Origin of the sequence: Brucella sp. 22210 (assembly GCF_052045675.1) — a bacterium.
Classification (GTDB): Bacteria; Pseudomonadota; Alphaproteobacteria; order Rhizobiales; family Rhizobiaceae; genus Brucella.
This window is the reverse complement of sequence record NZ_JBQEPD010000013.1, coordinates 18286-32696: the sequence shown is the minus strand read 5'-3', so window position 1 is coordinate 32696 and position 14411 is coordinate 18286. Positions and strand designations below refer to the sequence as shown.

Here is a 14411-nt window from a genome sequence, read left to right as displayed (position 1 = left end):
GAATGTTTCCACCCGTTCCCAATCCCAACGTCCAGCCACAAGCTCCGCGCTTTGGTGACAATGATCTGATGCGGCGGTCGGCGTCATCCGTGACGCCGCCAGTCGAACGCCAGACCGAAGTGGCCAAGCTGATCGACGTGTCGAAATGCATTGGCTGCAAGGCGTGCCAGTCGGCCTGTGCTGAATGGAACGATACGCATGAGGAAGTCGGCATCAATGTGGGGGTCTATGACAACCCGCATGATCTGACGCCGAACACCTTCACGCTGATGCGTTATACCGAGTGGGATAATCCCGATACCGGTAATCTGGAATGGCTGATCCGCAAGGATGGCTGCATGCATTGTGAAGACCCCGGCTGCCTCAAGGCCTGCCCGGCGCCGGGCGCCATCGTGCAGTATTCCAACGGCATCGTCGATTTCATCCACGATAACTGCATTGGCTGCGGCTATTGCATCAAGGGCTGTCCGTTCAACATCCCCCGTGTCTCGGAAGTGACCCACAAGGCCTATAAATGCACGCTGTGCTCCGACCGCATTGCGGTTGGACAAGGCCCTGCCTGCGCAAAAGCATGCCCGACCCAGGCCATCGTCTATGGAACCAAGGACGAGATGAAGGAATGGGCCGATGGGCGCATTAAGGATCTGAAATCCCGCGGCTTTGAAAACGCCGGGCTTTATGATCCGCCGGGAGTCGGCGGCACACACGTCATGTATGTGCTGCACCACGCCGACAAACCGGAAATTTACGCCAACTTGCCGAACAACCCGCGCATCAGCCCGGTTGTCGAAGTCTGGAAAGGCGTCTCCAAATATGCGGGCATGGCGGTCATGGGACTGGCCGCAGCCGCTGGCTTCCTGCACTATATTATCAAAGGTCCGAACGTCGTGACCGAACATGACGAGGAAGAGGCCGAAAAGCTCACGGGAGAAAAAAGCTCATGAGCAAGACCGACTTTGACGATGTTTCCGCCAGCGACGACATAGAACCGGGCAAGCCGGTGCGGGTACACCGCTATTCCGGCAGCGCGCGCATCAATCACTGGATTACCGCCATCAGCCTTGTGCTGCTGGCGCTGTCTGGACTTGCCATGTTCCACCCCTGGCTGTTTTTCCTGTCCGGTCTTTTTGGCGGCGGCCAGTGGACACGCACTATCCATCCGTGGATCGGCGTGGTGCTGTTCTTCAGCTTCTTTGGCCTCTTCGTGCGTTTCTGGAGCGCCAATCTTTGGAAGCGCGAAGACACGCGCTGGCTCGGCCAGGTTAATGACGTGATCGCGGGCGATGAGGAAAAACTGCCAGAAGTCGGCAAATATAATGCCGGGCAGAAGCTGGTTTTCTGGTCGATGTCACTGCTGATCATCATCCTGATCGTTTCGGGTCTCGCCATCTGGAACGAATATTTCGGCTCCATCGTCAGCATCAACCAGCAGCGCTGGGCGCTACTTATCCACTCGATGGCCGCTGTCGTCGCCATCTGCGTCTGGATCGTGCATGTCTACGCCGCAATATGGATCAGAGGCACATTCAGCGCCATGACACGCGGCACGGTGACCGGCGGCTGGGCATGGCGTCACCATCGCAAATGGCTGCGCGAGCTGAACGCCAAGCGAAAGGCCAAACCCACAAGCAGCAAACCGGCTGCATAATTTTGCGCTCGCCGGGTTGAAAAATCTGGCGAGCGACCAAGAATAAATACGATTGCAGTGGTCCACGTGGCCCGGCGGGTTCGTGAGGGAGTAGAATGGCAGGCAAGACAGATCTGGCGCCGGATCCAACGGCGATTGGCGAGGTGTCGTCTCCACCCTTTGTGAGATTGCCCGATCCTGACGACCTGTTTTCCCGAAGAGCCGCGCGCCTGCGGCTGTTGGGGTCGGTGAGTCCGCTCAAACCCTATCTCGAATTTGTCGCCGATCTGAGCGATGCGCAAGCAGCCGTTCAGATCGAGCTAGGTCCAGCGACACAATCAGACACCACTCAGCTGCCGGAAATGCCCTGCATTGACCGCGATGCGGCGGCATCGGACGGCACCCTGAATTCAATCTTCGACAAGCTGTTTGATCGCGCCCGCAATATCGCCAAACCGCAGGATGCCGCCGACGCTTTGGAGCGAGTGATCGCCGCCAGCGCTGCGGAGCGCCGCCGCATGATCAATGCGGTCTTCACCGGCATGCTGCCGCCGGATGCAATTGCCGAACATATCTATATCTGGGCCGGTCTCCAGTTGCATTTCACGCTGCTGGCATCCGCGCTTAATCCAAAAGCCGTGAACCCTGTTGCAGACGGGGTCTGCCCCGCTTGCGGCAGCATGCCGTCGAGTTCAATCGTCGTTGGCTGGAAAGGCGCGCATGGCGCGCGCTTTTGTTCCTGCTCGGTCTGCAACACGCTCTGGCACTATGTCCGTATCAAATGCACCTGCTGCGGCTCTACCAAAGGGGTCGGCTATAAAGAGGTCGAAGACGGCGGCGGCGTCATCAAGGCGGAAACCTGTGACGAATGCGGAAGCTGGACCAAGATCATCTACCAGCAGCAATCCACTGATGCAGACCCGATGACCGACGATGTGGCAAGCCTCGGCCTCGATATGCTGATGCGCGAAACGCCCTATCGGCGCAGCGGCTTTGCAGCCTTGCTTGCCGGATTGTGAGGTGCCATGGATCAGACCCGGTCTCACCTGCGACAATTGCCTTCCGTCGATGCGCTTCTGCAAATGCCGGAACTTGGCTCCACGCTCGAACGGTTCGGTCGCCCGGCACTGACTGAAGCCATCCGCACGGTCCTGACCGACGTTCGCGAAGCCGTGAAATCCGGCGCTGCGCCGTCCAGCAGCGCAGTGATTGCCACACGAGCCATTGATCTGCTTGAAGCCTCAGGGCAATCGAGCCTGCGCCCGTTGTTCAATCTGACGGGAACGGTTCTGCACACCAATCTCGGTCGCGCCATTCTGGCCGAAGCGGCAATCGAGGCTGCGACGGCAGCCATGCGCGAAGCCGTTTCGCTGGAGTTCGATCTTTCAACCGGCGGGCGCGGTGAACGCGATGATCATCTGCGCGCACTTGTCTGCGAACTGACCGGCGCGGAAGATGCAACCGTCGTCAACAACAATGCCGCTGCCGTGCTGCTGGTGCTGAATAGCCTTGCGGCAGGCAAGGAGTCGGTCGTTTCACGCGGCGAACTGATTGAAATCGGCGGTGCATTCCGCATGCCGGATATTATGACCCGCGCAGGCACCAGACTGGTGGAGATTGGCACCACAAACCGCACTCATCCGCGTGACTATGAAGGTGCTATCGGGCCGGATACCGGGCTGATATTGAAGGTCCACACTTCCAATTATCGCATTGAAGGGTTTACGCGCGAGGTATCGGCTACAGAGCTTGCCGCAATCGCCAGGACGCGCGGCGTACCGCTGGTCAACGACCTTGGGTCCGGCACGCTCGCCGACCTGACGGCTTTCGGTCTGGCGCATGAACCGACCGTGCGCGAAGCCGTTGCCGAAGGGGCCGATGTCATCACCTTCTCCGGCGACAAGCTACTGGGCGGACCGCAAGCCGGGTTCATCGTCGGGCGGCGCGATCTGATCGCCCGCATAAACAAGAACCCGATGAAACGCGCTCTTCGCGTCGACAAAATCCGGCTCGCAGCGCTGGAGGCAACGCTGAAGCTCTATCGCAACCCCGAAAGACTGGCCGAAAAGCTGCCAACACTTCGCTATCTGGCGCGATCGAAAAGCGACATCGCCAATCAATCCATCCGATTGCAGCCTGAGCTGCAAACAGTGCTCGGCGCTGCCTTTGATGTGACCGTAACCGATTGTGCCAGCCAGATTGGCTCCGGTGCTTTGCCATTATCGACCGTTCCAAGTGCCGGATTGTCCATCGTCCCGAAAGACGGCAGTGGCTCCGCGCTCACCGCTTTGGCCACCGCGCTGCGACAATTGCCGCTGCCAGTGATCGGTCGCATTGAAAAAGGCGCTTTCATTCTCGATCTGCGTTGCCTCGATGATGAAGGCCGCTTCGTCAGGAATCTGGCTTCCTATGCGGCTCACTGATCTTTTCTCCCGCAAGCCGAAACAGGACAGTGACGCGCAGTCACTGGAAAAGGCGCTTGTCGCCGCAAAATCGGGGGACTACGCCACCGCTCTGTCAATATGGGAACCGTTGGCGCGCAAGGGCAATGCGCGCGCCCAGAACAATATCGGCGCTTGCTTTGCCGGTGGCATGGGGGTCGAAAGAGACATAGATCTCGCGCATCAATGGCTGGCCTTATCGGCTAAGGCTGGCGACGCCTCGGGCCAGCGCAATCTCGCCTCGCTTCTCTTCAAGGGCGAGGACATCGACCCGGATTATTCGGAAGCGGCAAGGCTTTATCGTCTGGCTGCCGAACAGGGCGACCCGCAAGCACAGGACATGTTGAGCTGGATGCTGCTGGAAGGCGACACCGTTGCTGCCGACCCGGTGGAAGCACGTGAATGGGCACAGAAGGCAGCCGAGGGCGGCGTTGCCGCCGCCATGACGCGGCTTGGTATGATCTATCATAACGCGGTCGGTGTGCCGCGCGATCCAGCACAGGCCGTGTTCTGGTGGCGAAAGGCGGCAGACGCTGGCGATGCCGATGGCGAGGCAATGCTCGGCGCAGCATTGCATCTCGGTATGGGTGTGGAGCGCGATGCTTTGGCGGCTTACGAACATTTGTTGCGCGCCAGATCCGAAGGCAGCGCCCTTGCCGATTCTTTCCTGCAAGCAGCTCGCGATCAGCTGGATGATGACGAACGCCGGACAGCCGAGACAAGAGCTGCCGGGGAACGCCGCCCATGATTATCGGCACGGCGGGACATATCGATCACGGTAAGACGTCCCTCGTGCGTGCGCTGACGAAAGTCGACACCGACCGGCTCAAGGAAGAAAAAGCACGCGGCATTTCCATCGATCTTGGCTTTGCCTATCTCCCTCTGACAAGCAACGAACAGGAAATTCTCGGCTTCGTCGATGTGCCGGGGCACGAAAAATTCGTGCATACCATGCTGGCAGGCGCGGCCAGCATCGACTTCGTTCTGCTGGTGGTCGCGGCAGACGATGGCATCATGCCGCAAACACGCGAGCATCTGGCTATCGTCAGTCTGCTCGGGATCAATCGCGGCATCGTTGTGATCACGAAAAGCGATCTCGTTGACGCTGCTCGTCTGGCCGAGGTGGAGACGGATATCCGCAATGTGCTGGCTGCCACGCCCCTTGCCGATGCGGCCATATTGCAGGTGTCTACCATCACTGGCGTAGGGCTGGACCGCCTTAAAGCGGTCCTCGAAAGCGAGGCTCACAATTTCCCGCACCGCCGCGCCGATGGACGCTTTCGGCTCGCCGTGGACCGCTCTTTCACCATTCAGGGCGCGGGTACAGTCGTGACTGGCACGGTCCTTTCCGGCACTGTCAGATTTGGCGATCAACTGACCATCAGCCCTTCGGGCAAGCAGGTGCGGGTGCGCACAATCCATGCGCAGAACCGGCCAAGCGAAACTGCACAGGCAGGCGACCGTTGTGCGCTCAATCTGGCAGGCGATGGTATTTCCAAGGAGGCTGTCAGCCGCGGTGACATGGTGTTGTCGCCCGAACTGCACATGCCGACAGACCGTATCGACGCCTCTCTTTCAATCCTGTCGTCGGAACGCAAGCCGATAGACCAGTGGTTTCCGGTGCGGCTGCACCATGCATCGGCGGAAGTGGGTGCGCGCATCGTGCTGTTGCAGGACAATGACCTCGCGCCGGGCACTCAAGCACGTGTGCAACTGGTGCTGGACCGCCCGATTGCAGCCGCCTCAGGTGATCGTTTTGTCATACGCGACGTGTCCGCGCAGCGAACAATCGGAGGCGGTCGCTTTCTTGATCTACGTCCGCCGCAGCGCAAGCGCCGCAGCACCGAGCGCTTGGCACAACTCGACGCTCATGCCATTGATGATCCGGTAGAAGCGGCACGGGCACTGCTGTCCGTCGACCCGTTTTATCTGGATGCAACCGCTTTCCTGCGTGACTGCGCTTTGGCCGATGAGCCACACGTTCTGGCACTAGCACTCAATGCGACGGTTCTCCCGCAGGGCCAGTCGCAATTGCTGCTGCTGCCAGAGCGCTGGAATGCGTTGCGCAGTGACATTCTGGAGCGGCTTGGCAATTTTCATGATGAGAACCCCGACCTGATTGGTATGGGGGTGGAAAGGCTGCGCCTGCTTTTGAAGCCACGTCTGCCTGCGAGCGCCTTCCGGGCGGCAATAGCCGCGCTAACAGACGCGCAACGGGTGACGCTCGATGGCGCATGGCTTCGTCTCAGCGATCATGAAGTGACCATGAGCGATGCCGACACGGCACTGTGGGAGCGGATCGCGCCGATGCTTGGCGGCGAAGCACGCTTTCGCCCGCCGCGCGTGCGCGACATTGCCGGTTTGCTTGATGAGAAAGAGGAAGAAATCCGTCGCATTCTCAAACTCGGCGGTCGCATGGGACGTGTGCATGAAGTTGCGCAGGATCACTTTTTTCAGCGAAGCACTATTGCCGAGATGATCGCGATACTTTCGTTAATGGATGCGGAGTTCGACAGCGGCTGGTTTATCGCAGCGCGCTTTCGTGACCGTGTGGACAGTGGCCGCAAGGTGGCCATCCAAATTCTTGAATTCTTTGATCGAAACAGCGTCACGATCCGACGCGGAGATTTGCGTCGGCTAAACCGGCGCAAGCTGGACTTGTTCGGCGATTTCACGCAGAGTGAACCAGCTGCAAGTACGCGCTAAATAGTGGAAGAGACGCGTCCCTGGTGGGGCGTCCGGACTTCAAATCCGGGAGGGGCCGATAGACGGTCTTTGGTGGGTTCGACTCCCATTCTCTTCCGCCAAGAACCCCATTTGATCTACCAAGCCGCAAATATCTCCAGCAAAGCTGCTTCACAACCTCGCTGGAGATGCGGAAGATGGATCAGACGCGCTCAAGCGCGATGGCAATGCCCTGACCGACGCCGATGCACATGGTGGCCAGCGCATATTTGCCGCCGTTCAGCGACAGTTCCAGCGCCGCGGTGCCAGCAATGCGCGCACCCGACATGCCAAGCGGATGGCCGAGCGCAATCGCGCCGCCATTCGGATTGACGCGGCTGTCATCATCGGCAATGCCCAGCTCGCGCAGCACGGCAAGGCCCTGCGAGGCGAAAGCTTCGTTCAGTTCGATCACGTCGAAAGCATCAGGTGCAATGCCGATGCGGGCGCTTAGCTTCTTGGTTGCCGGCGCCGGGCCAATGCCCATGATGCGCGGCGGCACACCAGCCGTCGCACCGCCCACAACGCGGGCGATAGGCGTGAGGCCATATTTCTTCACCGCCGCTTCCGAAGCAACGATCAGCGCGGCAGCGCCGTCATTAACGCCCGATGCATTGCCCGCCGTGACCGTGCCGCCTTCGCGGAAAGGCGTCGGCAGCTTGGCCAGCGCTTCGATGCTGGTGGCACGCGGATGCTCGTCCTTGTCCACGACGATCGGATCGCCCTTGCGCTGCGGAATAGTAACCGCCACGATTTCCTTGGCCAAACGTCCGTTGGCCTGCGCCTCAGCGGCCTTGTTCTGGCTGCGAACGGCAAAGGCATCCTGATCGGCGCGCGAGACCTTATAGTCTTCGGCAACGTTCTCGCCGGTTTCAGGCATGGAATCGACGCCATATTGCTTCTTCATCAGCGGATTGACGAAGCGCCAGCCGATGGTGGTGTCGAAGATTTCCGCCTTGCGCGAAAAGGCGCTATCGGCCTTCGGCATGACGAAAGGCGCACGGCTCATGCTTTCCACGCCGCCCGCAATCATCAGTTCCGCTTCGCCTGCCTTGATCGCGCGTGCAGCGGCGATAACCGCATCCATACCCGAACCGCAAAGACGGTTGATGGTGGTGCCAGAAACGCTAACCGGCATACCAGCAAGCAGCAGTGACATGCGCGCGACATTGCGGTTGTCTTCGCCTGCCTGATTGGCCGAACCGAAGATGACGTCATCGACGGCTTCCCAATCGACGGAAGCGTTGCGCTCCATCAGAGCCTTGAGTGGCACAGCGCCAAGATCATCGGCGCGGACTGCGGAAAGCGCACCGCCATAACGACCGATGGGTGTACGGATGTAATCGCAAATATAGGCTTCGGTCATGACAGGCCTCACAATTCTGGAACAACGAGATCGGCAACAGGGCCATCGATATGCAGCTTCGCGCCGGTCATAGCCTGTAGCTCTTCCAGCGTCATCGCCGCAAGCTTTTCGCGCAGCACAAAGCGGCCCTTGTCTATGTCAACCACTGCATGGCTGGTATAGATGCGCGTGATGCAGCCGACGCCAGTCAGCGGAAAGGCGCATTTTTCGACCAGCTTCGGCTCGCCCTTCTTGGTGACATGTTCTGTGATGACCACCACCTGCTTGGCGCCATGGACAAGATCCATCGCGCCGCCGACGGCGGGAACCCCCTTGGCGCCGACGCGCCAATTGGCCAGATCGCCGTTCTGCGCCACCTGATAGGCACCGAGGATAGCCACATCGAGATGGCCGCCGCGCACCATGGCAAAGCTGTCGGCATGGTGGAAGAAGGCAGCACCCGGCTTCAGCGTCACAGCCTTTTTGCCGGCATTGATAAGATCCCAGTCTTCCTCACCTTCCGGCGGCGCTTCGCCGAAATCGAGAATGCCGTTCTCGGTGTGAAAGATCGCTTCGCGGCCTTCCGGCTGATAGCGTGCAACCATTTCAGGAAAGCCGATGCCAAGATTAACATAAGCGCCGTCGGCAATATCCTGCGCCGCGCGCCAGGCAATCTGGGCGTTGGAAAGCTTGATGTCCTCACGTGTATCGACGGTCATACGTAGGCCACTCCTGCCCGAATGAGTTCTTCTTCCTGCTGCGGGTTTGCCACTTCGACAATGCTGTCGACGAAGATGCCCGGCGTGATGACATTTTCCGGCTCGATGCCGCCAAGCGACACGATCTGGGATGCCTGCACGATGGTCTTGGCGGCCGCCATGCACATCAGCGAATTGAAGTTGCGCGCCGCCATACGGTAGTTGAGATTGCCGTGAATATCAGCCACATGCGCCTTGATCAGCGCAAAATCCGCCTTAAGCCAGCGCTCCTGCACGTAAGCGCGGCCGTCAAATTCTGCAATCACCTTACCATCGGCAAGCTCGGTGCCATAAGCGGTTGGCGTATAGAAAGCCGGGATACCAGCACCACCAGCACGGATGCGTTCGGCGAGCGTTCCCTGCGGAACCAGCTCAAGCTCGATTTCTCCGGCCAGATATTTGTCCGTGAAGGCGCGCGGATCGGACGAGCGCGGAAACGAACAAATCATCTTCCTGATCAGCCCCGCGTCGATCATGGCAGCGATGCCGATGCGACCGTTACCGGCATTATTGTTGATGACCGTCAGATTTTTCGACCCCTTGTCGATGAGCGCGTGAATGAGTTCAATCGGCGCGCCCGATCCACCAAACCCGCCGATCATCACGGTCGCGCCATCGCCGATACCGGCAACCGCTTCCGCAAGGCTTCCTATTGTCTTGTCCATATTCTTCTCCTCAGACGACCGCAGCGCCAAAGTCGGGCCGGGCGGTGCGCATGCCGAAAATCGGAAACCGTCCTTCAAAAATGCGCTCCAGATTGAATAAAACGACGCCCACTCGACCACAATGATTTTGTGCGTTATGCTTACTTTGTTCGATAATCGCACAAATACGGAGGTTGCCCGCGTGCAGATCAAGGATCGCGACATGATGGGCGGACTGGCCAAGGGGCTGAAAGTGATTGAGGCTTTCACCTTCGATCACCCACGGCTCAGCATTTCCGATGCAGCGGAACTATCCGGCTATGACCGCGCCACGACACGCCGCTGCCTGCTGACATTAGCCGAGCTTGGCTATTGTGCTTATGACGGCAAATATTTCACGGTGACGCCGCGCATTCTGCGGCTCGGCACCGGGTGCCTCGCCTCCATGCCGCTTCCGCGTATCGTGCAGCCTTTTCTCGACCGCCTGTCGGATGAAATCCGCCAAAGCACTTCCGTCTCCATTCTTGATGAGACGGAAATTGTCTATGTCGCCCGCGCGGCGCAGCAGCGCGTCATGTCGGTGATGCTGATGCCGGGATCGCGATTGCCCGCCTATTGCACCTCTATGGGACGAGTGCTGCTGGCAGCTCTGCCCGAAGCAGAAGCGCTTGAAATACTAAACGTTAGCCAGCGCATCGCCCGCACGCCGCGGACGGAAACCGATCTGACGCGCATCATGGAAGAGCTGGCCCGCATTCGCGAACAAGGCTATGCGGGCATTGATCAGGAAGTGGAAATCGGCCTGCGTTCCATGGCCGTACCACTTACCAATTTCCACGGGAAAGTGGTTGCCGCGCTCAATGTCGGTCTGGCTTTGACCGATGAACCGATGGCCGATGTCATCGCGCGCTATTTGCCCGCGCTGAAGGCGACGCAGGCGGAAATATCCCGCACTTTGCGCTAGAGCGGTTCCGGTTAAAACGGAATCGTGGAACCGCTCTATCCATTTGTTTTTACGCATTATCCTACGCAAAACCGCTACGCACTTTTGCTGGAAATGCTCTAATGAATTTCTAACAAAGACGAGCGCCGACCCGTTGCTACAGATCGGCGCTCGTTTGATCAGCTTGCGGCGACTTCCGGCAACGGTCTATCCACGACCATGGCATGATCCAGCACGCGTTGGAGGTTGGCGGCATGGCGGAAACTCGGCTCAAGCCCAATGCCATCAGCCACGGCGCGGGCAAAGCGCTGATAGTTGGTCTCGACGATACCGGCATCGATGTCACGCCAGACCGGCGTTTCGATATCCTCGCCGATAGAGCCGCGCAGGCTCGATCCGGTGGGCGTGTGAAGCACTTCCAGCGCGCCCTTGTCACCGTGAATGCGCAAGCGCAACTCGTTCAGATGCCCGGTCGCCCAGCGGCTGGCATGAATGACCCCCAGCGCACCGTTGGCATATTCCGCCATCATGACGAAGCTGTCATTCGCGTCCAGCACATATTCGCCGATATGGTCGTTGTCCGCCTTGTCGAAGGTTTTCAACCGTGCGGACGCCCGTTCCACATCACTGCCGATGGCATAGGATGCGAAATCGAGAATATGAATACCGACATCACCCAGCACACCGTTCGACCCGTGGCGGGTCGAAAGACGCCAGAGCCATTTGCTCTCGGTCTTCCAGTCACCCCATGCCTTCGACACCAGCCAGCTTTGCAGATAGGACGCCTCGAAATGGCGGACCTGCCCGATTTCTCCGGCGAGAACCATCTCGCGTGCCTTCTGCAAGGGCGCGACGTTGCGATAGGTCAGATTGACCATATTAACGACATTGGCCTGCTCGGCAGCGTCGGCCATTTCAGCCGCCTTCTCATAGCTTTCCGCCAGAGGCTTCTCGCAAAAGACATGCTTGCCCGCCCCGACCAGCGTCAGCGTGGTCGGGTGATGGATGGCGTCCGGCGTGACATTGGCGACCGCATCGAAGCGGCCCCACTCCAGCGCATCTTCAAGCCGCGTGAAGCGGTTATGAATGTCGTGGTTTTCCGAAAACGCATCGACACGTTCCGCCGACACGTCGCAGGCCGCGACAACCTCGACGCCCTCAATCGCCTTGAAGGCTTCGGCATGGTTTTTCGCCATGCCGCCAGTACCCAGAATAAGAAGACGCATCATGCACCTCAGCGATAACCGGCTTCACCAGCCTTGTGCAGCTTGGGCCCGCGCTCGACAATTGGCTCCAGCGCCTTTTCGACCGGAACATTCGGCGCGGTGTGGATGCCTGTCCATGCCGGTTGCGGATTATAAGCCCATTTGACCGAATTGCGCAGAACGGTCTGCACATTCGCATCGTGATAGGTCGGGTAGGTTTCATGACCAGGACGGAAATAAAACACATTGCCCGCACCGCGACGCCAGGTCATGCCGGAACGGAACACTTCACCACCCGCGAACCACGAAATGAAGACGGTTTCCAGCGGTTCCGGCACAGAGAACTGTTCGCCATACATTTCCTCATTTTCGAGGACAAAATTCTCGTCCAGCCCCTGGGCAATCGGGTGGCCGCGATTGACGACCCACACGCGCTCACGCTCGCCCGCCTCACGCCATTTGAGCGCGCAGGGCGTGCCCATCACGCGCTTGAAGATTTTGGAGAAATGGCCGGAATGGAGCACGATCAGCCCCATGCCCTCGAAGACACGCTTCGCCACGCGCTCCACCACCTCATCACTGACGGCGCCGTGATCCTTGTGTCCCCACCAGACCAGCACGTGGGTCTCGGCAAGGCGCGCTTCCGGCAAGCCATGCTCCGGCTCCTGCAAGGTGGCGGTCGTAGCACTGATGCCGCTGTCTGCATTCAGCGCGTCGGCAATCGTGTTGTGCATGCCATTCGGATAGACCGAACGCACCGTTTCATTGATCTGCTCGTGGATGTTCTCACCCCAGACGATTGTTCGAATAGGCACGGATATTCTCCTTGCTGCGGGCGTCAAAGCCCGGTTGTCTCATGTGTCATTGAGCTTGGGAGGTCGACGTCAAACGGCGCGGCCTTTTTCATCGAAACGATGAACATTGTCCCCTGCCGGGGAAACCGAGAGCGTCTCGCCTGATTTGCGCACCGCGACGCCGCTTTCGCGGACCACCAGCGGTTCCTCCAGGCCGAGATCGATATAGACATAGGTATCGGAACCGAGGATTTCGGTGTGGATCACCTGACCGGTCCAGTGACCGCCTTCGGGAACAATGGCAAGATGCTCGGAACGCAAACCAACCGTGGGTGCACCGAAAGGCTCAGCATGTTTGCCGGTCAGGAAATTCATCTTCGGTGAACCGATGAACCCGGCGACGAAAAGCGAGTTGGGCTTTTCGTAAAGCTCAAGCGGTGTGCCGACCTGCTCCACGCGCCCATCGCGCAGCACACAGATACGATCTGCCAGTGTCATCGCCTCCACCTGATCATGTGTCACATAGATCATGGTGGTGTCTTCCATGCTCTGGTGGAGCTTGGCGATCTCAAGCCTTGTAGCCACACGTAGTGCCGCATCGAGGTTGGACAAGGGTTCGTCGAACAGGAAAACCTTCGGGTCGCGCACGATGGCCCGGCCGATGGCCACGCGCTGGCGCTGACCGCCAGAAAGCTGGCGCGGCAGGCGCTCCAGATAGGGCGTCAGCTGCAGCATCTCAGCAGCATTGTGAATGCGGCTTTTGCATTCGTCCTTGGTCTTGCCCGCAAGCTGCATGCCGAAGGCCATATTCTCATAGACCGTCATATGCGGATAAAGCGCATAGGACTGGAACACCATGGCGATACCGCGCTTCGACGGGGTGAAGCTGTTGACCACCGTTCCATCGATGGCGAGGCTGCCCGATGAAATCTCCTCCAGTCCCGCGATCAGGCGCAGCAGGGTGGATTTGCCGCAACCGGACGGGCCGACAAAGACCATGAACTCGCCGGGGCGGATATCCATGTCGACGCCTTTGATGACATCGAAATTGCCGAAACACTTGCGCACATCGCGCAATTGAAGTTCTGCCATGTTTTAGACTCCTAGCCCTTTACGCCACCCGCCGTCAGACCGGAGACGATCCGCCGCTGGAAGATGAGCACGAGGATGACGAGGGGAACCGTGACGACCACCGAAGCTGCCATGATGCTGCCCCAGGGAATTTCGAACTGGCTGCTGCCCGACAGAAGCGCAATGGCCACTGGCACGGTGCGCTGGCTGCCAGACGAGGTGAAGGTGAGCGCAAACAGGAACTCGTTCCATGCAGAGATGAAGGCGAGCAGACCTGTCGTCACCAATGCGGGCCACATGAGCGGCATGAACACCCGCGTTATGATGACCCAAGGCGACGCCCCGTCGACAATAGCCGCTTCTTCGATCTCCATCGGCAGATCACGCATGAAGGTGGTGAGCACCCACACCGTGAAAGGCAGCGTGAAGATCATATAGGAGAAGATCAGCGCCAGCGGCGTGTTGAAAATACCGAGGAAGCGGATCAGCTCGAACAGACCGCCCAGCACCGCAATCTGGGGAAACATCGATACCGAAAGAATGGTGAGCAGCAAAAGCCCCCGGCCCCGAAAACTCACCCGCGCCAGTGCGTAGGCTGCCGTTACTGCAAGAAGAAGCGAGAACGCGACCACAACGGTCGCAACCAGAAGCGAATTCCCGAGACTGCGCAGGAAACCGCCCTGCGTCAGCACGCTGGTATAGTTTTCAATCGAGAAATTGGTCGGCCAATAATCGACCTGGAACAGCGCCGTTCCCGATTTCACACTGGTGATAATCGCATAATAGAACGGGAATACCGCAACCAGAATGATAATCGCAACGAGGAGATAGAAGCCAGCTAACTTTATATACTGCATCT

14 protein-coding genes and 1 tRNA gene are annotated in these 14411 nt (G+C 59.0%); 8 read left to right on the top strand and 7 right to left on the bottom strand.

What is annotated here, in order from left to right:
- The first annotated feature begins 2 nt into the window (after positions 1-2).
- The 7 genes from fdxH to ACTJKP_RS16545 all read left to right on the top strand — a co-directional run bounded on the left by fdxH (position 3) and on the right by ACTJKP_RS16545 (position 6875).
- Positions 3-944, top strand: a complete 942-nt coding sequence (gene fdxH / locus ACTJKP_RS16575) for a formate dehydrogenase subunit beta (RefSeq protein WP_440631444.1) — start codon at positions 3-5, stop codon at positions 942-944.
- Positions 941-1648 (top strand): formate dehydrogenase subunit gamma, encoded by a 708-nt coding sequence (locus ACTJKP_RS16570; protein ID WP_440631443.1) that lies wholly within the window; start codon positions 941-943, stop codon positions 1646-1648. Before fdxH ends, ACTJKP_RS16570 begins: the two co-directional genes overlap by 4 nt.
- Before the next feature lie 95 nt (positions 1649-1743).
- Complete coding sequence (gene fdhE / locus ACTJKP_RS16565; protein ID WP_440631442.1) at positions 1744-2646, top strand: formate dehydrogenase accessory protein FdhE; 903 nt, start codon at positions 1744-1746, stop codon at positions 2644-2646.
- A gap of 6 nt (positions 2647-2652) precedes the next feature.
- Positions 2653-4050 carry an L-seryl-tRNA(Sec) selenium transferase gene (gene selA / locus ACTJKP_RS16560; protein ID WP_440631441.1) on the top strand — a complete coding sequence of 466 codons (1398 nt, stop codon included), beginning with the start codon at positions 2653-2655 and terminating at the stop codon, positions 4048-4050.
- On the top strand, positions 4037-4816 hold the full coding sequence (locus tag ACTJKP_RS16555; RefSeq protein WP_440631440.1) for a tetratricopeptide repeat protein: 780 nt from the start codon (positions 4037-4039) through the stop codon (positions 4814-4816). Before selA ends, ACTJKP_RS16555 begins: the two co-directional genes overlap by 14 nt.
- The gene (selB, locus tag ACTJKP_RS16550; protein WP_440631439.1) at positions 4813-6774 is read left to right on the top strand and encodes a selenocysteine-specific translation elongation factor; all 1962 of its coding nucleotides are present in this window, start codon (positions 4813-4815) and stop codon (positions 6772-6774) included. Before ACTJKP_RS16555 ends, selB begins: the two co-directional genes overlap by 4 nt.
- 5 nt (positions 6775-6779) lie before the next feature.
- A tRNA-Sec gene (locus ACTJKP_RS16545) sits at positions 6780-6875 on the top strand.
- Positions 6876-6955: 80 nt separating this feature from the next.
- Here the strand turns inward: ACTJKP_RS16545 and pcaF are convergent.
- Genes pcaF through ACTJKP_RS16530 form a run of 3 tightly spaced genes read right to left on the bottom strand, consistent with a single transcriptional unit; the run spans position 6956 to position 9560 of the window.
- A complete protein-coding gene (gene pcaF, locus ACTJKP_RS16540) occupies positions 6956-8158 on the bottom strand; it encodes a 3-oxoadipyl-CoA thiolase (protein ID WP_440631438.1) in 1203 nt (400 codons plus the stop codon).
- An 8-nt stretch (positions 8159-8166) separates the two neighbouring features.
- On the bottom strand, positions 8167-8856 hold the full coding sequence (locus ACTJKP_RS16535; protein WP_078338305.1) for a CoA transferase subunit B: 690 nt from the start codon (positions 8854-8856) through the stop codon (positions 8167-8169).
- Complete coding sequence (locus ACTJKP_RS16530; RefSeq protein ID WP_440631437.1) at positions 8853-9560, bottom strand: 3-oxoacid CoA-transferase subunit A; 708 nt, start codon at positions 9558-9560, stop codon at positions 8853-8855. Before ACTJKP_RS16530 ends, ACTJKP_RS16535 begins: the two co-directional genes overlap by 4 nt.
- Positions 9561-9741: 181 nt before the next feature.
- On the opposite strand from ACTJKP_RS16530, the gene ACTJKP_RS16525 reads away from it, so the two are divergent.
- Positions 9742-10503 (top strand): IclR family transcriptional regulator domain-containing protein, encoded by a 762-nt coding sequence (locus tag ACTJKP_RS16525; RefSeq protein ID WP_440631499.1) that lies wholly within the window; start codon positions 9742-9744, stop codon positions 10501-10503.
- 158 nt (positions 10504-10661) lie between these two features.
- Here the strand turns inward: ACTJKP_RS16525 and ACTJKP_RS16520 are convergent, their stop codons facing one another.
- From ACTJKP_RS16520 to ACTJKP_RS16505, 4 genes are all read right to left on the bottom strand, one after another.
- The gene (locus ACTJKP_RS16520) at positions 10662-11708 is read right to left on the bottom strand and encodes a Gfo/Idh/MocA family protein (RefSeq protein WP_138786244.1); all 1047 of its coding nucleotides are present in this window, start codon (positions 11706-11708) and stop codon (positions 10662-10664) included.
- A gap of 8 nt (positions 11709-11716) precedes the next feature.
- Entirely contained in the window at positions 11717-12502 is a 786-nt protein-coding gene (locus ACTJKP_RS16515; RefSeq protein ID WP_440631436.1) for a ThuA domain-containing protein, read from the bottom strand.
- Positions 12503-12571: 69 nt separating this feature from the next.
- Positions 12572-13573, bottom strand: a complete 1002-nt coding sequence (locus ACTJKP_RS16510; protein WP_440631435.1) for an ABC transporter ATP-binding protein — start codon at positions 13571-13573, stop codon at positions 12572-12574.
- An 11-nt stretch (positions 13574-13584) separates the two neighbouring features.
- Positions 13585-14409, bottom strand: coding sequence for a carbohydrate ABC transporter permease (locus ACTJKP_RS16505; protein ID WP_078338300.1), 825 nt, complete (start codon positions 14407-14409; stop codon positions 13585-13587).
- Positions 14410-14411 lie beyond the last annotated feature (2 nt).